This is a genomic window from Halalkalibacter kiskunsagensis (assembly GCF_037027555.1).
GTDB classification, from domain to species: Bacteria; Bacillota; Bacilli; order Bacillales; family Bacillaceae_D; genus Halalkalibacter; species Halalkalibacter kiskunsagensis.
The window spans coordinates 46,177-66,238 of record NZ_JAXBLX010000015.1 but is presented as its reverse complement, the minus strand read 5'-3'; the positions used below and the strand labels follow the sequence as shown (position 1 = coordinate 66,238).

Below are 20,062 nucleotides of genomic sequence, written 5' to 3'. Positions count from 1 at the left end.
TAACCTAATTAAAAATTATAGGTATTAAGTGATTTTACTCAGTTCGATTGAATTGTATTTATTCAGTTAACAGCCATCATAAGTTACATGTTTCGTTGGATTATAATACATAAATTGTTATATATTGTCTTTAGGTGCACGGTCTTGTTTTGATTTCTCGAACACACTTAACTTGCCACTGGGTTCTAAGATTACCTGCTGTAGTTCGGAAGGGGACTGAAAACCTTTCACTCGCAATTCCTCACTCAATTCATTTTTACTGAGCCTTGCTTTGCGTAATCCACTCATTATGATCGAACCATTATCAACTACCTTTATAGGTTTACCTGCAATAATTCTTTCAAAGGCTATACTTTTAAGAGACAGCCAACTAATGATGATTTGCGCGATTACCAATGCAAAAATAGCAACTACTGAAATCCATGGATTTAATTCAGGGTCTGACAACGGTTTAGCAATTAACGCACCAATAGCAATTGCTATAACTAGATCAAAATCGGTCAACCTGCCAACAGCTTGACTCCCCATCAATCTAAAGGCAGTAAGCCCTACGATAAACATCCCTAGTGCTTTGGCAAACGATATTACATATTCCAACACTTATTCCTCCTTTGTTTACATCAATGGATTGCTCTAGGAATGATCATGTTTAAAGTATAACCATTTAGAATGTAAAAAATTAAAAGCTGTCAGTTTGGAAGCAATTTCAAACATTTCTCAATTCAAAGACCCTTCTTACCTATTCTCAAAACGAAGGGATATATGCTACAAAGTATTACGATTTCGTAAATGGAGAAACCATCTCATGAACGAGTTTCATTTGTTCAGCACACCATTTATATGTTTGTTTAGCCTGTACATCTTCTGTATCAAGTGCAAACAACTCCATATCCGCTTGCACCTTTTTCATACTAGCTTCAAGTAAAGGAAGTTCTGTCGGTTGTGACACTTGAAGGATATCATCAAACAAATCAATCGTAAGCTGTCCATATTCATCAATTTGCGCCATGAATACATTTTCCACTATGGCATCCATTTTCTTAAGTTCTGTTTTTAGCCATTCTTGGTTCAATCCTCGAGTAGCTAATGGTTCATTAAGCACTTTCCCGTCCATAATGACTGTTTCTGGTTCTTTTATTGATGGTACTTGATGATGCAGCATTTTAGCTGTAATTGGTTGTTGTTCTTTTTTAACTAAAACATTCAATTCTCCGTTTCCTTCTAATACAGCAAATTCAACATCAGCCACTTGAAATACTTGTTTTCCTCTTAATTTACGGAGCAACTCGTCTGAATTTAAGTGTTGTTTTTTCATATTATCTTCTAATATTTTCCCATCTTTCATTATAGGGATTCCTTTTCCGTAAATCATGGAACGAAACGATGCATTTTTCATACTCAATAATGCAATGCTAATTGCTCCACCCGCCCAAATAAGTAAGGCAATTAATAAATATGTGATTGGGATCGTTAATTGGATTGATCCTATTGCTAAAATCACTGCGACTGAAGCGATAAGTCCAAATTCTAATTGTGAGGTTTCACCAAGTGGTTTCCTAACTAATAACCTTGCAATAAGCAATAACAAAACAAACCCGACGAAACTCCGAAGCGCAACCTCAATCCATCCTTGCATGTAAACACCTCCTTACGTTTGTTGATATTGTGGTTCTTCAGACTCAATTTGCCCTTTACGTTTTTGTATTTCTTGTATAACTGTACGTGTCTTTAATGCACCTTGATGAAACGCTTCTCTTGCTTTTTGCTCATTCGATTTTAACGCAAGTGTCGTTAATGTCGCTTCAATCGATTGAAGCGATACTAACAAACCTTGCACTTGACTTCCTACTGTCATATTCCATACTCCTTTAGCCTTTTGGTTTAAATACAAGTGAAGCAATAAACCCAAAAATAATTGCTGCTGAAATGCCGGCACTTGTCACCTCAAATATCCCTGTAATAACACCTACTAACCCATTCACTTCGGCTTCTGCCATTGCCCCATGTACAAGTGAATTCCCAAAGCTTGTAATCGGTACTGTTGCACCAGCACCAGCAAAATCTATAAGTGGCTCATATAACCCTAATCCATCTAAAATAGCACCAGATACAACAAGTGCACTCATCGTATGAGCTGGCGTTAGTTTCAACACATCCATTAAGATTTGTCCAATTACACAAATCAAGCCCCCGACAACAAATGCCGATAGAAAGATCATGCCAGACCACCTCCTAGCTCAATAGACACAGCATGAGCAATACAAGGGATCGTCTCTTGTTGTTGAAACGATAAAGGTGATAATAATGCTCCTGTTGCAACGATCAATATCCTTTTTAGCTCTCCTCGTTTCATACGATTGAGCAAATGACCATATGTAACAGAAGCTGAACAACCAGGTCCACTAGCACCAGCTAGGACAGGTTGCCCTTCGCGATAAATCATTAATCCACAGTCTTGGAAGGAACCTTCAGGTAAGTATAAACCTTTCTGTTCAAGTAATTCCTTAGCTATCGGTAGCCCGATTTCACCTAAATCTCCACTAGCAACTAAATCATAATAATCTGGAGGAAGATCCAAGTCCCTAAAATGAGACACAATTGTATCTGCAGCCGCTGGTGCCATAGCTCCACCCATGTTAAATGGGTCCGATAAACCCATATCAATAACTTTTCCTATCGTTGCAGATGTTACAACCGGACCATTACCTTTATTGGCTACTACCGCTGCACCAGAAGCCGTGACAGTCCATTGGGCTGTTGGTGGTTTTTGCCCACCATATTCCGTTGGATAACGAAACTGTTTTTCAGTAGCTGCATTATGACTTGACGCTGCTGTGACAATCCGTTCGGCACCTTTTGCATTAACGATAAAGGCTGCTAGTGCCAGTCCTTCCATTGATGTGGAACAAGCTCCAAATAAACCTAAATATGGAATTGCTAATGTCCTTCCAGCAAAACTCGATGGTGTCAATTGATTGATTAAATCCCCAGTAAACATGAATTGAATATCTTCATTACGTAATTCAGCTTTTTCAATGGCACGTGTAATCGACTCTTCTAATAATACCTTTTGGGCTTTTTCATAAGACTCTTGACCAATCCATAGATCTTCATGCAACAAATCAAAATCATCAGCTAATTCGCCATTTGCTTCAAATGGTCCGCCTACCGTCCCTGTTGAAAGTATGACGGGATGATTTTCAAATTTCCATGTTTGATGGCCTTGTAACATCTTACAACCCTCCCCATTGAATAAGCATCGTCTTTATAATCGCAATAACAAAAGCTGCAACCGTACCAAAGACGATAACAGACCCGGCCAATTTAAACATATTCCCTCCAACACCTAATACATATCCTTCTGTACGGTGTTCGATAGCTGCTGAGGCGACCGAATTAGCAAAACCTGTTACAGGTACAGCCGTTCCCGCTCCCGCAAATTGCGCAAAGCGATCGTATACTCCAAATCCTGTCAAAAGAACGGATATAAAGATTAATGTAGCAACCGTTGGATCACTTGCCGTGCGTTGTGTAAAATCAAAAAACGTATAATAAAAAACATGAATTCCTTGTCCTAAAAGACAAACGAATCCACCAACTAGAAATGCGCGAATACAATTTTTTACGACCGGACGTTTTTGTTCATGTTTACTCGCTAATTTCTGATACTTTTCTTGCGCAGGAGTTACATTTTTCTTTTTACTCGATGACATCAGCCCTCACCCCTTTACCCTTTCATCATCTCATCAAGCTTTTTCAATTCTTTTTCCAAACGTTTTTCACTTATCGTTCTATCTTTTAATTCTTGTTCTAGCTTCTCAAGTTTCATAAATATTTTTTGGTCAGTCGAAACGTGAACCGTTGCATCTGGATATCGTTTTTTGACTGAATCATACCCATACTTTCGTATTTCTTTTAGCCTAAAACGATCAAAGTGTTTTACTCTAGGCGCTAAGTAAATATCGGCCTTATTTGATACCCCTTTTATTTCAACTACTTCTTCCATTGATAAGACAATTTCCTTTGCTTCGTCAGCATATTCCTGATCAATAACTGCATTTTGAGAAAGTTGCAATGGCCTAATATCTTGTTCCGACCCCAACATTTGACATCCGCTTAAGAAGCAAAGTACAAGAATTCCATTTATTAATCCTTTCATCCTAGTCTCCCCTTTTGTCATTTATGTACAAAGGGTGACCCATAAATTAGGTCAGACTAGTTCTGAGTCACCCTTTTCTAGTATTGTTTACTGCTTATATTGAGGCTCTTCTTCTTCAATTTGCTGTAAACGTGGTTCTAAACCATCAACAACCCCTTGTGTTTGTTGTGCCATCTGTTGGAAAAGCTGTTTCGCTTGTTGGTTTTCAGTTTCAAGTGCAAACGTCTCTAAACTCGCTTGTGCACTTTTTAATCCAGCTAATGTTTGTTTAAATTTTGCTGCTACTGTCATTGTTAAGTCCCCCTCAGTATTATAAAGTGCTTTTTGTAAAATGCCCTTCGTTTATAGGATGGCGTTTTTTAAAGAGAACTATTAGATATAAATTTTGTAAATAAAATACTTTGTTTATGCTACACTGTTTGTAGCATAAAATTGGAGGTATCGAATGTCAATTTACTTATCATTTCGTCACTGCTTATAACAAATCTTTTGCTAGCTGCTCTGTTATTAAAGCAACGATTCATTCAAAAAGAGATCCATATTATAAAAGAAGGACTTAATGAATTAACCACAACATCAACATCTTTTAATGAACATATTCAAACAAAACTACTTGAAGAAAAGAAAGCACATTTACTCCTTCTGACTTTTCAACTCCGGGAAGCTGTATCCATGCAACAATTTGCGATTCATTCAAAAGTAATTGAAGAAACTCAAAATACGCATCATTTGTCAGAAGTTGAATTGTCAAAAATATTTTCGCCTAAACAAGTTGTCATCATCGAACAGTATTGGTCAGCCTATAGAATATATTGAGTCACATTGGCTGAATAAAAAAGGGCGAATTAAGTCCATCATTCGTGGTCATCCAAAAAATCTCAATTCGGAACTCGGCCAACTCCATCACTCTTCCATTCTCCACGTAAAACAATTTGATAAATGGCTCACACAATTAAATTCCTCTCATAAACCCCCCTTTATTCGTTCAAACTAATGAATAATGTGATTACGAACAAAGGGGTAGTAGTGTGAATACGAATTTTCTTTCCTTAACTTTAGAACTCTTTGTTGGCTTCTTTGCTTTACTAGTGATGACAAAAGTTTTGGGTAAAAACCAAATTACCCAACTTACACCCTTTGACTTTATTTCCGCACTTGTCTTAGGAGAACTTGTCGGTAATGCCATTTACGATAAAGATATTGGACTTCACTATGTACTCTATGCTGTTGTCGTTTGGGGACTGTTAATTTACACGATAGAAATGATCACACAAAAAATACGCGAATCTAGACCGTGGTTAGAAGGCACTCCATCACTCATTATTTCAAAAGGTCAAATTCAATATGATGAACTCAAAAAAAATAAACTTGACTTAGATCAACTTCTCCACCTCTTACGTGATAAAGGAGTATTTTCTGTTCGCGAAGTCGAGTACGGCATTCTTGAAACAAACGGTGCAGTCAATGTCATGCGTAAGCAACCGATTGACTACCCGACAAATCGTGATTTGCATATACCCCCACAGCCTGTTTATTTACCTGTTTTGCTCATTCAAGATGGTGAAATTATCGAAGAAGGGTTAAGCAAATTAAACAAAGATAAATCATGGTTAATTGATGAGTTATTTCGTCTTGGAATTCCTGGTCCTTCGGATGTCTTTTTTGCCGAATGGCAAGAAGGTGAAGGGTTTGAAATTCAACCGTATTAAGGTTAATTAAAGCCTTCTTTATTACCTTACAGTAATAAAAATATTCTATCCGTTAGTATAAGAAAGTGCCCTCACTTGCCTGCTATTACTTAGGTTAAACGTGTAGCATGAAACCTTGTATACACATAATGAACACGTACTAGATAGGATGATGATAAATGATAAGAACGTACCTTTTCTTTATGCTAATTTGCTTCCTATTAGTTGGATGTGAAGAAAATCAACCCGAAGGAGCTATGTTGCCTCAATCAGCTGAAACTGGTGCTGTTGGTGACCATAAGGATGTAATAGTTGTATTGATTGACTCTATGACAGAGCTAGTAATTAAAGATGGGCTTAAACGAAGTTCATTACCAGCCATCTCATATTTAATCGAAAATGGATTTGTTCATCATGATTTAATTGCACCTTTTCCATCCATGTCTGTTGCCATTGAAAGTACATTAATAACTGGGACTTCACCTAAAGAACATAAAGTTCCTGGACTTGTTTGGTATGATCCAAATGATGATGTGATCGTGGATTACGGCTCTACACTCTCTAAATATTGGAAATTAGGGGTGAATGATACACTAGTAAACACGCTTGTACATTTAAATACAAATCATTTGTCACCTAATGTTGAAACGGTATATGAAGCACTCCACGACAAGGGGTATTCAACTGGATCGATTAATTTCCTTGTTTATCGTGGGCATAAATCACATGATCTAACTGTTCCAACATACGTAAAAACACTTTTCCGTCTACCAGAAAAACTGCAGACAAAAGGACCAGACTTATTAGCCTTTGGACAAGCAACCAAGCCAAAGGTTAGTCAAAATCAAAAGGTAGATGACGCTTTATACCAGCGATTTGGATTAAATGATTCTTATTCAGCACAAGTTACCGCTAAGCTAATCAAAGAAAATCAGCAACCAGATTTAACTATGATTTTCTTTCCAAATTACGATAAAGATGCCCACAAACATGGACCTGTCAGCCCTGAACATTTCGCAAGAGCAGATGGGTATTTGCAAGATATCTTAAATGCATATGAGAGTTGGGACAAAGCACTTGAAGAAAATGTTTTTATTATTATGGGAGATCATGGTCAAGATCAATTGAAAGACAAAAAGGAAGAGGTTGCAATTGAACTCGAACCTTTACTTGATCCCTATACAGTTGCGCCACTTCTTGATGAGCCAAGCAGTGGAGATGTAGTCATTTCAAACAACCATCGAATGGCTTATCTTTATCCTACATCAAACATCAGCTACTTTGATTTAGCTAGCAAATTGCATCAAGACTACCGAATTGATCATCTTTCATGGTTAGAGGGGGAAGAGTTAGTCATTTACCAAAGTGGTAAGGAGGGTGTCTTACGTATAAAAGAAGGTGGTGATTGGCAAGACCAATATGGACAAACGTGGACCATCAACGGAAATAAATCGATTGTGGACATTCATCTGAATCAAAGTGAAATGAAGCTAGAATATGGTAATTACCCTGATGTATTTCATCAATTATACGGAGCGCTTCTAAGTCATAGTGAAACGATGATTGTAACTGCCAAACCAGGATATACACTAAAATCAGAAGGAGCTCCTGTTCATAACAAAGGTGGTGAACACGGTGGTCTTCACAAAAACGATACACGTACGTCCATTGTTATTGCAGGTACAGATAAAGAATTACACGACAGACGAATGGAATCGCTAAAGGAGTATTTCTTAAGCTTGTTTGATGATGAATCATAGAAGAGGATGGATTCTCTCCATCCTCTTCAAAAAAAGTACATTTTATCACTTATATGTCTTCCATCGCAATTGACGAGCTTTGAGATATCTTTTATCTACTTCAGGCCAATTGACTATATTCCACCAATTAGTAATATAGGGTTTGCGTTCATTTTTATATTGTAAATAATAGGCATGTTCCCACACATCTAGAACGAGTAAGGGGATGACATCCTGTTGACTCAAATTTTGATGCTTCTCTGCCTGAAGAATCTCAAGCCTGTGAGCACGAGGTGACCAAACAAGAATTGCCCAACCAACGCCCTCGACTTCTTCTGCAGCTTTAGAAAAATGTTCTTTCATTTTTCTAAAGCTGCCAAAATCTTTTCTTATTTGGTTTGCTAACTCCCCACTAGGTTCTCCTCCACCTCTTGGACTCATTATATTCCAGAAAATTGTATGCAGGTAATGCCCTGCGCCATGAAAAGCAGCTTCTCTTTCCCAATGTCTGATTAAATCATACTCATTTTTCCTTCTAGCTTTCTCCATTTCTTTTTCTGCTTTGTTTAATCCGTCGACATAACTTTGATGATGCTTCTCATGATGGAGACGCATGATTTCTTCTGCAATATAAGGTTCTAGCGCATTATATGCATAGGGCAGTGGAGGTAATTTATGTCCCCCTATCGGAACAGGATCAATTTCTGTTTGGATCGCTTCAGAGCGTCTCGGTTCTAACTCTAACCACTTTTTGTACACATCTAAAGCAAGATCATCTACTTGCTTAGCCCTCTCTTGCCCCTTTCCTCTTTGCTCCATCCCTGGATTTTCAAATACATTAAGTAACGTAACTAATGACGTAACAAATGGCTTAATCGTATGATAGTCAGTTCGTGCTTCAACCTGAGCCCCACACTGATTCCAAACATTTTTGACCTCTTTTGCCCAAGCATAAATAGCTTCTTCATGTTTGTTCACATCCATTCCTCCTCAAAACTAACATCGCAGTAACGTTTTATTCTATGTTTCATGACGGTAATTAGGTGTTTGTTCCAATAAAAAAAGAGGTTATCTAAAAAGGTCGCTTTTTGACCTTTTTAGATAACCTCTACCTCACTTGTAGGACAGCCCCTAACTTATTCCATTGTTTCTTCAAACTTCTTAAAAAATAGATCAGCCTCATCTTCAAGCGAACTTTCATCAATGTTTTCTGGCAAAGGAGGAAGTTCGTCTAAACTATTTAGACCAAAATGATCTAAAAAGAAAGTCGTCGTTCCATATAGAATTGGTCTACCTGGCCCTTTGGCTCGTCCTACTTCTTTGATTAGCAATTTCGATGAAAGAGTATGAATCGCACGATCAGATTTCACCCCTCGAATATCATCAATCTCCATTCGTGTGATTGGTTGACGATACGCAACAATAGCTAACGTCTCAAGTGCAGCTTGAGATAAGCTTGAATGAAGTGGGGATGACGCTAGTTTCTTAAAATACGGGGCGTGTTCTGGTCTTGTCGTTAACCTGTAAGCCCCGGCCATTTCTACAATTTGCAAACCTCGTTTTTGATCGTTGTATAACATACGAAGTGAATGCAACGCTTCTTGGACCGTCTCTTCCTCCATTTCTATCACCGTCGAAATATCAGCGACTGTCATCCCTTCATCTCCAACAACAAACAACAATCCCTCAATTGTTGCTTGAAGCTCTTGGATTGTCATTGCGGACTCCCTCCTCTATACTGTAAATCATGATGTCTGAAAAATTGTTTGTTTGTTCGCAACGAATCGTCTTTGTCTTCATTAATTCTAAAATAGCTAGAAAGCTTACAACAACATGTCCTCGTTCTGGTACAGGGAATAAGTCTGTGAATGTACAAGAGCCTTGAAATCTTTTCTCTAAATCTTTTACAATCTCTTGCATTCTATCTTCAATCGAATATTCTTGACTTTTTACTGTCGTCATTCTTGGAGCTTTTAATTCCTTGCGTTTCATCAGTTTTTGATAAGCACTTAACATATCAAATAGGGAAACACCAGAAATCGCAATGTCCCGTCGCTCTTCCTCAGAAATATATGGATCCAAATCTTCAGGTGGGCGTGTATGTACTAGACTTCGTTTTTGTTCTTTTTCTTTTAACTCGGTTGCGGCTTCTTTATATTTTTTGTATTCAATTAATCGAAACATTAATTCTTCACGAGGATCCTCTTCATCTTCCATTTGCCACTCATCATCAAAAAGCTCCTCCTCTTGTTTAGGGAGCAGCATCTTGCTTTTTATCGCAAGCAATGTAGCAGCCATAACAAGATACTCACTTGCAATATCCAGTTCTAGATCTTGCATCGTACGAATGTAGGCCAAGTACTGATCAGTAATGACAGAGACTGGGATATCATAAATATCGACTTCTGCTTGATTAATAAGATGCAAAAGAAGATCAAGAGGTCCCTCAAACGTATCGAGCTTCACACTATATTGATTCATTCAACCACCACTAGCTTATTTAATTAATGCTAGATGCGATTATACCATAATTTAATCACGTGGGGAACATGTCTTCGTTCTCATTCAAAAGAGGTCGAATTCCTTATTATATGATAGACTGAAAAAGGACTTTTGTTTAAAAAGGAGTATGATAATGTATTCAGAAGCTTATTTAGATTTTCTTATTTATTTCCATAGTGACCGTGATTATTTTGAGTGTCATGAAGTATTAGAAGAACATTGGAAAGAACAGTCAACAAAAAGTCGTCATTCGCACTGGGTTGGTCTCATTCAGATAGCCGTAGGGTTGTATCATCATCGTAGGGGGAATGTAAGTGGTGCATGGCGCATGTATGATAAAGCAATTTCTGTTATCTCAAAAGAACATCAATCCATTAGTGCATTAGGTCTAGATGTTCCTAAGCTATTAGATCAGTTAAAGGCACAACAAGTGCTTCTAGAAACTTCCCCACTTACTTTTGTTGACATGGATCTTCCTATAACTGACGAAGCATTACTTCAGGCGTGTCAAAAGCATTGCCAGCAGCTCAGAAAACAATGGATGACCAAAAAGGAAGTTCCCGAACACATCATTCACAAACATTTCCTGAGAGATCGAAGTGACATTGTTAAAGAAAGAGCACGGCAATTAACACTTAGAAAACAAAACAAGGAAGAGGAGAACGATTAAAGGCTCTCTTCTTCCTTCACACATATTTCTAAAAAGCCTTTAGTTTCTTTTGTTGGTTTCAGATCACATGGCAAAATTTTAATTAATTCTTGAAGCATCTTTTTCCCGATTCCTTCCCTTCTATGAGATGGATTCACACAGACATGATGTAACAATGCTCCCCCACTTTCCATCGATATACCTAACACACCAACAAAATCTTCTTCCTTCCATAGATACAATTTCCAATCAGGATCATTTTCATAACGTTCAATTGTTTTTTGTAATTTCTTGATATCTTTTTCTTTGGGCATAAAAGAAAGAAGCCCCATCGCAATTTTTTGATTCATAGATTTATAAGGTACAAGCATGATAAACCTCTCACGTTTCTAACCCTTACTAGGTTGTTTTCGTATGCGCTTTCACCATTTTACATTTTACCATATTCCAATAGATTTCGATCACTTTTTTTATATCTTTCTTACGTTTACCCATTTTACCATATGCTAAGCTCTGAAAAAGGGTTCTTTTTATAATTCGTACATTTTATAAAGAACTTATACACAACTTTATTTAAAGTATACGACGCTTAGGAAAAAAGTTACGTTTTAATTGGAGAAAATATGAAGATCGCTTTATACTTGCGATGGTGTATAGTACTTTCTTGGAATTCCTATAAAAGAAAAGCTGGAACAGCATCTTCAGTGTGTTCCAACTCTTCTCTATTTTATTACTCTTATTTATTTTGCTAATACAGAATCTAGACCAGGAACAATTTGCTTTTTACGAGATACTACACCTTTTAAAATAGCAGTGTTATCTTCTAATGATACGTTGTATGCTTTCTCAACTGCATCTGTAAGTTTCCCCATCGCTAGTACTTTCGAGTCATTTTCTAAGATATCTGTTACAACTAATAGGAAAAGGTCTAATCCTTTTTCATCAATTACTTTAGCTAACGCTTCTTCTACCTCTGTTTTCCTTTGGAATACATCATTTGTATCAACAACGTTTACTTGAGCGATTTCTAATTTATTGGCACCCATCGTAAATTCTTTAGCATCTAAAGAAATAAGCTCAGCAACTGTCTTACTGCTTACGTCAGCCCCTGCTTTTAACATGTCCAGCCCATAACTTTCTAGATCAACTTCAGCAATTTCAGCTAGCTCACGAGCGGCTTTAATATCTTCGTCTGTGCATGTTGGTGATTTAAACAACAAAGAATCAGAAATAATTGCTGAAACCATTAGACCAGCAATATTTTTCTCAATAGCAACACCATGTTCTTTGTACAGTTTATTTAAAATGGTTGCAGTACAACCAACAGGCTCAGCACGATAATACAAAGGATCACTCGTCTCAAAATTTGCAATACGGTGATGGTCAATAACTTCTAACACACGAACCTGAGCAATATCCGCTGCACTTTGTTGGAATTCATTATGATCAACTAAAATAACATTTTCTACTTCATTTGCAACTGTTTCTACTAACCGAGGCACTTCTACTCCGAAATGTTCTAATGCAAATTGAGTTTCACCGTTAATTTCACCTAGACGAACAGGCTCTGCGTTGACACCTATTTTATTTTTCAAATCAGCATAAACAATTGCAGACGTAATCGTATCTGTATCCGGACTTTTGTGGCCAAAAATAAGAACTTTTTCCATTTTAAAAACTCCTTTTTACAATTTTCTATAAATCTTGTCATAAATTATGTATAACCAACATTTATTTTACCAAAAGATACGTTTGATTAAAATCATTTTTCTTGTCTTAAGTCAGATACTTTCCTTAAATTATAAAGTATGTTGCCTAAAAAAAATTGTAGAAGATAAAGTTATGCTTCACCTTCTACTAACTTTGCTATAACTGCAAGACTCAAATTCCCCTTTTATTATTCGAAACTTTTACCTAAATTGGCCATTTCAATGGCAGCAGTTGCAGCATCCCAGCCTTTGTTTCCAGCTTTCGTACCAGCACGTTCAACAGCTTGCTCAATCGTATCTGTTGTTAGAACCCCAAAAATAACCGGTTTTCCTGATGATAATGTTAAAGATGAGACCCCTTTCGCTACTTCACTACAAACATAATCAAAGTGTGGTGTTGCTCCGCGGATTACCGTTCCTAATGTAATAACTGCATCATATTTACCAGTATCAAGCATTTTTTTTGCTGCAAATGGAATTTCAAACGCACCTGGTACCCATGCTACATCAACATCTGCTTCTGCAACACCATGACGCTTTAAGGCATCTTGTGCCCCACCTAGCAATTTACTCGTAATAAATTCGTTAAAACGCCCTACTACAATCCCTACTTTTAATCCTGTTGCTACTAAATGACCTTCATAAACATGTCCCATACTATTTTCCTCCTCAAGAATGTTTGCTTTTTATTTGTAAAAAACCAAATCGTGCATAACTTAGTAAGTAAAACTGACTACAGTTGTCCTTAAAAATGTAGCATATGCCCTAGTTTTTCAGATTTGGTCTTTAAATACTTTTCATTATCTTTGTTATGTGGCAATTGAAGAGCTACACGTTCAACAACCTCAAGTTCATACCCTTTTAACCCAGTAATTTTACGAGGGTTATTTGTAAGTAAGCGCATCTGTCTAACACCTAAATCGCGCAATATTTGTGCGCCAATCCCATAATCACGTAAATCCGCCGGAAAACCAAGCTTTTCGTTTGCCTCTACCGTATCATAACCCTCTTCTTGCAACTGATAAGCTTTTAGTTTGTTCATTAAACCAATGCCACGTCCCTCTTGTCGCATATAAAGAAGAATTCCTCGACCTTCTTGTTCAATTTGTGCAAGAGCAGCATGGAGTTGCGGACCGCAATCACAACGATGTGACCCGAATACATCACCTGTTAAACATTCAGAATGTACACGAACAAGAGTTGGCTCCCCTTCAATGATTTCTCCCTTTACAAGAGCAACACTTTCTTTCCCCTCATAAATATCAGTGAATCCTATAGCACGAAAATCACCAAAGTCAGTAGGTAACTTTATTTCCACTTCACGTTTGACCAACTTATCTTTACGGTGGCGATACTTAATTAAATCTTTTATCGTAATCATTTTCAAATCATGTTGATCAGCAATTTCACGTAATTCAGGTACCCTAGCCATTGTGCCATCCTCATTCATAATTTCACAAATGACACCAGCAGGCTTTGCACCTGATAATCGAGCTAAATCAACAGCTGCTTCTGTATGCCCTGCACGTCGAAGGACTCCGCCTTTTTTCGCAACAAGCGGAAACGTATGACCTGGACGTTTAAAATGATGTTTCTTGGCGCTATCTTCAACTAGTGCACGAACTGTATCCGCACGCTCAGCAGCTGAAATCCCCGTCGTGTTTGTGTAATGATCAACGCTCACTGTAAAGGCTGTACCATGAGGATCTGTATTGTGATCAACCATCGATACGAGATCTAGCTCTTTAGCACGCTCTTCTGTAATCGGTACACAAACTAGGCCTCGTCCATGTGTGACCATGAAATTAATCACTTCTGGAGTTGTTTTCTCCGCTATTGCAAGAAAGTCACCTTCATTTTCGCGATCTTCATCATCACAAACGATGACACAACGCCCTTGCATAAGCTCATATATCGCCTCTTCAATTGGATCGAACATTTTTTTCTCATTTTTTTCAGCCATCTCACTCACCGTCCTTATCTTCTTATTTGTATCCATATTCTGAAAGAAAACTCTCTGTTAACGAAGATGTAGGCTTTTTTGTTGATTCAAATCTTCTTGAGATGAATTGCTCAATGTACTTTCCAACCATATCACATTCAATATTGACGATGTCTCCCACACCTTTTGTGCCGATAATTGTTTCCTCAATCGTATGTGGAATGATCGAAATCGTAAAACTTTCCTCGTCGACAGCAAAAATCGTTAAACTTGTGCCATCAACAGCAACAGAACCCTTTTCAATCATATAATGACGCAACTCTGAATTTACACCAATACGGTAATAGACGGCATTTTGTTCGGGAGTTTTTGCTAAAATCGTTCCAGTTCCGTCCACATGACCAGAAACAAAATGACCACCAAATCGTCCTTTCGCACTCATTGCACGTTCAAGATTTACACTAGAACCTCTACCAAGACTTTGTAAGCTCGTTGCGCGAACCGTTTCAGGCATAACGTCAACTGTAAAGTGAGCAGAAGAAAACGATGTGACCGTTAAACAAACACCATTTACGGAAATACTGTCTCCAAGGTTAACGTCACTTAAAATGCGAGTTGCGCCAATTTTCATGACCATTGATTCACTGCTAGAACGCATTTCCTGAATCTGACCGATTTCTTCAATAATACCTGTAAACATTTACTCACTCCCTTTAACATGTGAAACGATTTTAATGTCTTTTCCTATCGTTGTCACTTCTTTAATTTCTAATTCAATAGCGTCTTCCACTTCTTGAAACCCTCCACCACCAATCGCAGTTGGAGCTAATTTGCCCCCAAACAACTTAGGAGCTAAATAGGTAATCACTTGATCAACTGCACGAGCTTTCAAGAAGCTTCCGTTTACCTCAGCGCCACCTTCAACAAATAAAGATGTTATTCCTTTTGTACCGAGCAGGGCTAAGACTGTTTCAATGGAGTCATCCGGTAGTCGCAATACATCAATCCCATACTCCTCAAGGTCTTTTTGCTTTTCCATTGATGCTTCTTCTGTTGTTAGTATCCAAGTCGAGGCCTCTTGGTCTTGAACAAGCTTAGCATCAATAGGGATTCGCAACGAGCGATCAAGAACTACCCGAATCGGATTTTTCCCTCCCCTAGCAAGACGAGTTGTTAAAGAAGGGTTATCTGCTAACACCGTGCCAATTCCAACGAGAATTGCATCATGTATATGCCGGTAGCGATGGACATCTTCTCTAGCCTCTTCACCCGTGATCCATTTGCTTTTCCCTGTCACAGTAGCTGTTTTCCCATCGAGTGTCGTTGCTGATTTTAACGTTACGTATGGCTTTTGATGCTTCATAAAATGAAAAAAAACTTCATTTAGTTCATTTGCTTCTTTTTGACAAACACCAAATTCGACTTCAATCCCAGCTTCTTTTAATCTCGTTAGACCGCGTCCTGCTACTGCGGGATTGGAATCTAACGTTGCAACAACAACTCTCCTTAGCCCTTTTTCAATAATTAAATCCGCACAAGGTGGTGTTTTTCCGTAATGACTGCATGGTTCGAGTGTGACATAAATCGTCGCATCTCTTGCTTTTTCTCCAGCCATCGTGAGCGCTTGAACTTCTGCATGGCCTTCGCCAGCCTTCAAATGAGCACCCATACCTACAATCGCACCATCTTTCACAACAACTGATCCAACCATTGGATTTGGCGACGTTTGACCTTGTGTACTTTTCGCTAGTTCGAGCGCAAGCTTCATATAATCAGTATCATTCATGGCGATCCCTCTCATTCAAACATACAGAAAAAGCCCTAAGAACGAAGTCTCAGGGCTTTAATATAAAAAAGTGTTCACGAAAGAAACGTACAATCTTTCAATTGCCGTCCAATTCAGTGCTATAAAAGGACATACTTATCCTGTCAAAGCAAGGTAGTTTTTTAAAAAATAAATCATATCTAATAACCTTACTGCACCGATTCGTTCCTTCTCCCATCCAGACTTTCACTGTCGGTCCCGGAGTTTCACCAGGTCCACCGCCTCTCATATTTGAGAGGCGGGTCACGGACTAAGAAGCTATGCTTCATCACCGCCGGTCGGGAGTTCCACCCAGCCCCGAAGGAAACAACCAATAAATTGGTTTAATATTAAATTGTGATTAAATTGTATCCTTATGCAGACGTATTCGTCAACTAAAAGATATTAGAGGACGTTCAAGGTCGTTTTTCACCTGTTTAAACTTACTCTAAACAACTAACTCATAACATCCGTTTATTTCAATTGGTACATGAAATTATTTTTGATTTTTCAATATCCTTCAATTAGCTCTACCATGTTATGATATGTACATCGTTAAAGAGGAGGCACTTATTTCTATGACTTATCCGTGGCTCACTGCTACCTATATATTATCGATAGCAACAAATCAATCAACCTTTAATAGAGGAATCAACTATTATCGCTTAGATCGTGTAGCAGACCTTGATTTTGAACCGGTTACCGACACATATTTTGCCTTTATCGACGGCTCCTTGCTTTATGAATGTGAAATTCGTATTAACGGACCAGAATCAATTGATTATTCATGCGATTGTGAAGCAGCAGCTACCTACCCAGGTGCTTGCAAACATATTGTTGCGATGTTATTCGCTATTAAAGATGCGCAAGAAGAAAAAGGATCGATCATTCCCTTTCCTTCTGCAAAGCCGAAACAATTGCGTAGTAAGATGTTAGAAAAATTTCAAAGCACACTCGTTGTTACGCCTAAAAAAGCAGCTGCTAAGAAAGAACCATTACAAGTGGAATACGAACTAATCGCTTCAAAAACGTCCTTTAGCCCACTTATTGATAAAGTTGAAATTAGGCTTAAAGTTGGAACAAAGCGTTTGTATGTAGTTAAAAATATAGAAGAGTTTCTACAGGCCTTTATTAGTAAAGAGACATATACATTCACGGCCAATTTTTCGTATGATCCGATGCATTATTCCATCCAACAAGAGGATGCCGTTTTATTTAAACAACTACACACCCATATAGAAATTCAAGCATCGAATAACGATCATTATTATAGGTCAGGTCCAAGACGGTCTTATGAAATTCCAGCTATTAGTTTGTCTTCTATTCTAGAACTTTTAAAAGACAAAGCTGTTATTTTAACAATCGATGGAGTATTACAAACAGAAAATGCGAAAATCAAACCTCTTGATAAAAAGCAGTTGCTCTCGTTTAGATTAGAATCAAAAGAGAAAGACGCACCAGTTGATCTAGTTAGTGAAAATGCGAATGAGTTTGACTTTGCTAGTAAAGAATACCGCATCCTAATTCATGGAAACTCCATTTACCAGCTAAGTGATAAACAAGCCCGACACCTTCACATTATCGGTGAGCAATCAGCTTATTCCAATACAATTGATGTAATTCCAAACGAACAACTAGAGGAATTTTGTTCATATGTTCTTCCATCTCTCCAATCAATTGGTATTGTTCATTTGTCAGAGCATTTACGTAATGCCATTGAAACAAAACCTTTAAAGGCTAGATTTTACCTTGACTTAATAGACAGTACCCTGACAGGGAAAGTATCATTCGAATATGGAGAACATGCTAGAAATCCGTATGCTGATAGCAATCAAATTTATGAACGAATCATCACACGTGATATCCAAAAAGAAGAACTGATTTTAGCTCAATTTGCACAAACTGACTTTCACATAGCAGATGGTCAACTAACATTGACTAGTTGGGAATCTATCATCCCGTTTTTATTTGAACAACTTCCCATTTTGCAAAAAGAGATCGAAGTATTTACAACATCAGCCGTACGAAATGTGATGGCAACACCAACGTCTACTCCCTCTGTACAACTTGATGTGAACAATGAAACCAGTTGGCTTGATGTAACGTTTTCAATGGATGGCATTCCCGATGAGGAGATTTTGGATGTGCTTGGTGCACTACAAAGTCATGCAAAATATTATAAATTATCATCTGGTGCGTATATTCAACTAAATCACAGTCGCTTTGACACTGTGAAGCAAGTAATCAACACCATCGCATCGCCAAAACAATCATTGCAAAAAGAAATGGCGATTCCATTGCATAAAGCATTTGAACTGGATAGGCAAAATGGACAAACACGGGTATCTAAGCAACTTCATCAACTGTTATCAGACATTCAGTCACCTGAGTTTAGCGACTGGACATTACCCACTGATTTCCGTGCCGAACTGCGAGATTACCAAATGAGTGGGTACCGCTGGTTACGAACACTTGCCCAAATAGGTCTAGGAGGCATCTTAGCCGATGATATGGGACTAGGAAAAACTGTTCAGACGATTGCCTTCTTGCAAGCAGAGAAAGAAGACCGTTCGTCGTTTCAAGCACTAATTGTTGCTCCAGCCAGTTTAATTTATAACTGGGAGAAGGAATTAGCCAAGTTTGCTCCACATATGCAAGTTGTTGTCGTGACCGGAACAAAACAAGGACGAAAAGAATTGGTCTCAAACTTCCGAGAAGCTGATGTGTTTATTACCTCTTATCCGTTACTTCAACGTGATAGCGATATTTATGAACCGTACTTATTTTCAACGGTCATTCTAGATGAAGCTCAAGCTATCAAAAATGAAGCGACAAAGACAACAAAAGCAGTACGTACGTTACAATCGACTAGTTGTTTTGCGTTAAGTGGAACACCGATTGAAAACCATCAAGATGAATTGTATTCGATTTTCCATAGCATCCTGCCAGGGATTCTCGGTACAAAAAAACAATTTAAAGAGCTATCAAATGAAGTCGTCGCTAAAAAAGTTCGACCATTCATTATGCGCAGACTGAAAAAAGACGTATTATCAGAGTTGCCTGATAAAATTGAATCTGTTCAATATACCGATTTAAGTACAGATCAAAAGAAAATGTACGTCGCCCAAGTGAAGCAATTAACGAGTGATGTAAATGAGGCGATTACAAGTAATCAGTTCCAACAAAAACGAATTGAGATTCTCGCTGGTCTTACACGCTTACGACAAATCTGTTGCCATCCTAATCTTATTCAGCCAGAAGCTAATTATCAATCAGGGAAATTGGAACGACTCCTAGAATATGTCGAAGAAGGTTTACAATCCGGTCAAAGAATGGTCATCTTTTCTCAGTTTACATCGATGCTCCGATTAATAAAACGCTCATTTGATGAAAATGGATGGTCTTATCACTCTTTAGATGGTCAGACCCCTCCGAAAGAACGGGTGGAAATGGCTGAAAGGTTTAACAATGGCGAGAAAGCACTGTTTTTAATTTCATTAAAAGCTGGTGGGACTGGTCTTAATTTAATAGGTGGAGACACTGTTATTCTTTATGACACGTGGTGGAACCCCGCAATTGAGGAGCAAGCTGCCGATCGGGTCTACCGTTATGGTCAAACGAAAAATGTTCAAGTCGTGAAACTAATTGCGAACGGGACAATTGAAGAGAAAATTCTTGACTTGCACGAAAAAAAGAAAGCTCTCGTTGATGCGATCATTCAACCAGGAGAAGAAACATTACAATCATTAAGTGCAGAAGACATAAAGCAATTGTTAACATTTTCATAATAAATACAACTCAAGTTTGTCTTTTAGTAAATAAATATCCTACTACAAAAGATCTGTCTCAACTTTTGAGGCAGATCCTTTT

22 protein-coding genes and 1 riboswitch are annotated in these 20,062 nt (G+C 38.0%); of the genes, 5 read left to right on the top strand and 17 right to left on the bottom strand.

Features of this window, described 5'->3' with window-relative positions:
- Window positions 1-117: 117 nt before the first annotated feature.
- From SLH51_RS10665 to SLH51_RS10630, 8 genes are all read right to left on the bottom strand, one after another.
- Window positions 118-597, bottom strand: coding sequence for a DUF421 domain-containing protein (locus SLH51_RS10665; protein ID WP_335961248.1), 480 nt, complete (start codon window positions 595-597; stop codon window positions 118-120).
- A gap of 178 nt (window positions 598-775) precedes the next feature.
- Window positions 776-1,636: a DUF421 domain-containing protein gene (locus SLH51_RS10660; protein WP_335961247.1), complete on the bottom strand. Its 861-nt coding sequence runs from the start codon at window positions 1,634-1,636 to the stop codon at window positions 776-778.
- 12 nt (window positions 1,637-1,648) lie between these two features.
- Window positions 1,649-1,855 (bottom strand): DUF1657 domain-containing protein, encoded by a 207-nt coding sequence (locus SLH51_RS10655; RefSeq protein WP_335961246.1) that lies wholly within the window; start codon window positions 1,853-1,855, stop codon window positions 1,649-1,651.
- Window positions 1,856-1,868: 13 nt separating this feature from the next.
- A complete protein-coding gene (gene spoVAE / locus SLH51_RS10650) occupies window positions 1,869-2,219 on the bottom strand; it encodes a stage V sporulation protein AE (protein WP_335961245.1) in 351 nt (116 codons plus the stop codon).
- Window positions 2,216-3,232 carry a stage V sporulation protein AD gene (spoVAD, locus tag SLH51_RS10645; protein ID WP_335961244.1) on the bottom strand — a complete coding sequence of 339 codons (1,017 nt, stop codon included), beginning with the start codon at window positions 3,230-3,232 and terminating at the stop codon, window positions 2,216-2,218. Before spoVAD ends, spoVAE begins: the two co-directional genes overlap by 4 nt.
- Before the next feature lies 1 nt (window position 3,233).
- A complete protein-coding gene (gene spoVAC / locus SLH51_RS10640; protein ID WP_335961243.1) occupies window positions 3,234-3,713 on the bottom strand; it encodes a stage V sporulation protein AC in 480 nt (159 codons plus the stop codon).
- Between the two features lie 14 nt (window positions 3,714-3,727).
- The gene (locus SLH51_RS10635; RefSeq protein WP_335961242.1) at window positions 3,728-4,159 is read right to left on the bottom strand and encodes a hypothetical protein; all 432 of its coding nucleotides are present in this window, start codon (window positions 4,157-4,159) and stop codon (window positions 3,728-3,730) included.
- An 87-nt stretch (window positions 4,160-4,246) separates the two neighbouring features.
- Complete coding sequence (locus SLH51_RS10630) at window positions 4,247-4,450, bottom strand: DUF1657 domain-containing protein (RefSeq protein ID WP_332697373.1); 204 nt, start codon at window positions 4,448-4,450, stop codon at window positions 4,247-4,249.
- Window positions 4,451-4,591: 141 nt separating this feature from the next.
- On the opposite strand from SLH51_RS10630, the gene SLH51_RS10625 reads away from it, so the two are divergent.
- From SLH51_RS10625 to SLH51_RS10615, 3 genes are all read left to right on the top strand, one after another.
- Window positions 4,592-4,975: a hypothetical protein gene (locus SLH51_RS10625; RefSeq protein WP_335961241.1), complete on the top strand. Its 384-nt coding sequence runs from the start codon at window positions 4,592-4,594 to the stop codon at window positions 4,973-4,975.
- Window positions 4,976-5,187: 212 nt separating this feature from the next.
- Window positions 5,188-5,868: a DUF421 domain-containing protein gene (locus tag SLH51_RS10620; protein ID WP_335961240.1), complete on the top strand. Its 681-nt coding sequence runs from the start codon at window positions 5,188-5,190 to the stop codon at window positions 5,866-5,868.
- Between the two features lie 158 nt (window positions 5,869-6,026).
- On the top strand, window positions 6,027-7,607 hold the full coding sequence (locus SLH51_RS10615; protein ID WP_335961239.1) for an alkaline phosphatase family protein: 1,581 nt from the start codon (window positions 6,027-6,029) through the stop codon (window positions 7,605-7,607).
- A 45-nt stretch (window positions 7,608-7,652) separates the two neighbouring features.
- Here the strand turns inward: SLH51_RS10615 and SLH51_RS10610 are convergent, their stop codons facing one another.
- The 3 genes from SLH51_RS10610 to SLH51_RS10600 all read right to left on the bottom strand — a co-directional run bounded on the left by SLH51_RS10610 (window position 7,653) and on the right by SLH51_RS10600 (window position 10,067).
- Window positions 7,653-8,564, bottom strand: a complete 912-nt coding sequence (locus SLH51_RS10610) for a superoxide dismutase (protein ID WP_335961238.1) — start codon at window positions 8,562-8,564, stop codon at window positions 7,653-7,655.
- A 158-nt stretch (window positions 8,565-8,722) separates the two neighbouring features.
- The gene (scpB, locus tag SLH51_RS10605) at window positions 8,723-9,304 is read right to left on the bottom strand and encodes an SMC-Scp complex subunit ScpB (protein WP_335961237.1); all 582 of its coding nucleotides are present in this window, start codon (window positions 9,302-9,304) and stop codon (window positions 8,723-8,725) included.
- Window positions 9,273-10,067, bottom strand: a complete 795-nt coding sequence (locus SLH51_RS10600; RefSeq protein ID WP_335961236.1) for a segregation/condensation protein A — start codon at window positions 10,065-10,067, stop codon at window positions 9,273-9,275. Before SLH51_RS10600 ends, scpB begins: the two co-directional genes overlap by 32 nt.
- A gap of 154 nt (window positions 10,068-10,221) precedes the next feature.
- Here SLH51_RS10600 and SLH51_RS10595 point away from each other — a divergent pair, with 154 nt between their 5' ends.
- Window positions 10,222-10,758 (top strand): DUF309 domain-containing protein, encoded by a 537-nt coding sequence (locus SLH51_RS10595; protein ID WP_335961235.1) that lies wholly within the window; start codon window positions 10,222-10,224, stop codon window positions 10,756-10,758.
- Here the strand turns inward: SLH51_RS10595 and SLH51_RS10590 are convergent.
- The 6 genes from SLH51_RS10590 to ribD all read right to left on the bottom strand — a co-directional run bounded on the left by SLH51_RS10590 (window position 10,755) and on the right by ribD (window position 16,174).
- Entirely contained in the window at window positions 10,755-11,108 is a 354-nt protein-coding gene (locus tag SLH51_RS10590; RefSeq protein WP_335961234.1) for a GNAT family N-acetyltransferase, read from the bottom strand. The two genes, SLH51_RS10595 and SLH51_RS10590, sit on opposite strands and share 4 nt — an antisense overlap.
- A 369-nt stretch (window positions 11,109-11,477) precedes the next feature.
- A complete protein-coding gene (locus SLH51_RS10585; RefSeq protein WP_335961233.1) occupies window positions 11,478-12,407 on the bottom strand; it encodes a manganese-dependent inorganic pyrophosphatase in 930 nt (309 codons plus the stop codon).
- A gap of 227 nt (window positions 12,408-12,634) precedes the next feature.
- Window positions 12,635-13,102, bottom strand: a complete 468-nt coding sequence (gene ribH / locus SLH51_RS10580; protein ID WP_335961232.1) for a 6,7-dimethyl-8-ribityllumazine synthase — start codon at window positions 13,100-13,102, stop codon at window positions 12,635-12,637.
- Between the two features lie 89 nt (window positions 13,103-13,191).
- The gene (locus tag SLH51_RS10575) at window positions 13,192-14,409 is read right to left on the bottom strand and encodes a bifunctional 3,4-dihydroxy-2-butanone-4-phosphate synthase/GTP cyclohydrolase II (protein WP_335961231.1); all 1,218 of its coding nucleotides are present in this window, start codon (window positions 14,407-14,409) and stop codon (window positions 13,192-13,194) included.
- A gap of 22 nt (window positions 14,410-14,431) precedes the next feature.
- The gene (gene ribE / locus SLH51_RS10570) at window positions 14,432-15,088 is read right to left on the bottom strand and encodes a riboflavin synthase (RefSeq protein ID WP_335961230.1); all 657 of its coding nucleotides are present in this window, start codon (window positions 15,086-15,088) and stop codon (window positions 14,432-14,434) included.
- Entirely contained in the window at window positions 15,089-16,174 is a 1,086-nt protein-coding gene (gene ribD, locus SLH51_RS10565; RefSeq protein ID WP_335961229.1) for a bifunctional diaminohydroxyphosphoribosylaminopyrimidine deaminase/5-amino-6-(5-phosphoribosylamino)uracil reductase RibD, read from the bottom strand.
- Window positions 16,175-16,375: 201 nt separating this feature from the next.
- Window positions 16,376-16,522, bottom strand: a riboswitch (FMN riboswitch).
- 248 nt (window positions 16,523-16,770) lie between these two features.
- On the opposite strand from ribD, the gene SLH51_RS10560 reads away from it, so the two are divergent.
- Complete coding sequence (locus tag SLH51_RS10560; protein WP_335961228.1) at window positions 16,771-19,980, top strand: DEAD/DEAH box helicase; 3,210 nt, start codon at window positions 16,771-16,773, stop codon at window positions 19,978-19,980.
- Window positions 19,981-20,062: the final 82 nt, after the last annotated feature.

What these genes read in the sequence shown, in the direction of transcription:
- SLH51_RS10660 (WP_335961247.1), bottom strand. Translation starts at nt 1,636, where the DNA reads ATGCAAGGATGGATTGAGGTTGCGCTTCGGAGTTTCGTCGGGTTTGTT.
- SLH51_RS10655 (WP_335961246.1), bottom strand. Translation starts at nt 1,855, where the DNA reads ATGACAGTAGGAAGTCAAGTGCAAGGTTTGTTAGTATCGCTTCAATCG.
- spoVAE (WP_335961245.1), bottom strand. Translation starts at nt 2,219, where the DNA reads ATGATCTTTCTATCGGCATTTGTTGTCGGGGGCTTGATTTGTGTAATT.
- spoVAD (WP_335961244.1), bottom strand. Translation starts at nt 3,232, where the DNA reads ATGTTACAAGGCCATCAAACATGGAAATTTGAAAATCATCCCGTCATA.
- spoVAC (WP_335961243.1), bottom strand. Translation starts at nt 3,713, where the DNA reads ATGTCATCGAGTAAAAAGAAAAATGTAACTCCTGCGCAAGAAAAGTAT.
- SLH51_RS10635 (WP_335961242.1), bottom strand. Translation starts at nt 4,159, where the DNA reads ATGAAAGGATTAATAAATGGAATTCTTGTACTTTGCTTCTTAAGCGGA.
- SLH51_RS10630 (WP_332697373.1), bottom strand. Translation starts at nt 4,450, where the DNA reads ATGACAGTAGCAGCAAAATTTAAACAAACATTAGCTGGATTAAAAAGT.
- SLH51_RS10615 (WP_335961239.1), top strand. Translation starts at nt 6,027, where the DNA reads ATGATAAGAACGTACCTTTTCTTTATGCTAATTTGCTTCCTATTAGTT.
- scpB (WP_335961237.1), bottom strand. Translation starts at nt 9,304, where the DNA reads ATGACAATCCAAGAGCTTCAAGCAACAATTGAGGGATTGTTGTTTGTT.
- SLH51_RS10600 (WP_335961236.1), bottom strand. Translation starts at nt 10,067, where the DNA reads ATGAATCAATATAGTGTGAAGCTCGATACGTTTGAGGGACCTCTTGAT.
- SLH51_RS10595 (WP_335961235.1), top strand. Translation starts at nt 10,222, where the DNA reads ATGTATTCAGAAGCTTATTTAGATTTTCTTATTTATTTCCATAGTGAC.
- SLH51_RS10590 (WP_335961234.1), bottom strand. Translation starts at nt 11,108, where the DNA reads ATGCTTGTACCTTATAAATCTATGAATCAAAAAATTGCGATGGGGCTT.
- SLH51_RS10585 (WP_335961233.1), bottom strand. Translation starts at nt 12,407, where the DNA reads ATGGAAAAAGTTCTTATTTTTGGCCACAAAAGTCCGGATACAGATACG.
- ribH (WP_335961232.1), bottom strand. Translation starts at nt 13,102, where the DNA reads ATGGGACATGTTTATGAAGGTCATTTAGTAGCAACAGGATTAAAAGTA.
- SLH51_RS10575 (WP_335961231.1), bottom strand. Translation starts at nt 14,409, where the DNA reads ATGGCTGAAAAAAATGAGAAAAAAATGTTCGATCCAATTGAAGAGGCG.
- ribE (WP_335961230.1), bottom strand. Translation starts at nt 15,088, where the DNA reads ATGTTTACAGGTATTATTGAAGAAATCGGTCAGATTCAGGAAATGCGT.
- ribD (WP_335961229.1), bottom strand. Translation starts at nt 16,174, where the DNA reads ATGAATGATACTGATTATATGAAGCTTGCGCTCGAACTAGCGAAAAGT.
- SLH51_RS10560 (WP_335961228.1), top strand. Translation starts at nt 16,771, where the DNA reads ATGACTTATCCGTGGCTCACTGCTACCTATATATTATCGATAGCAACA.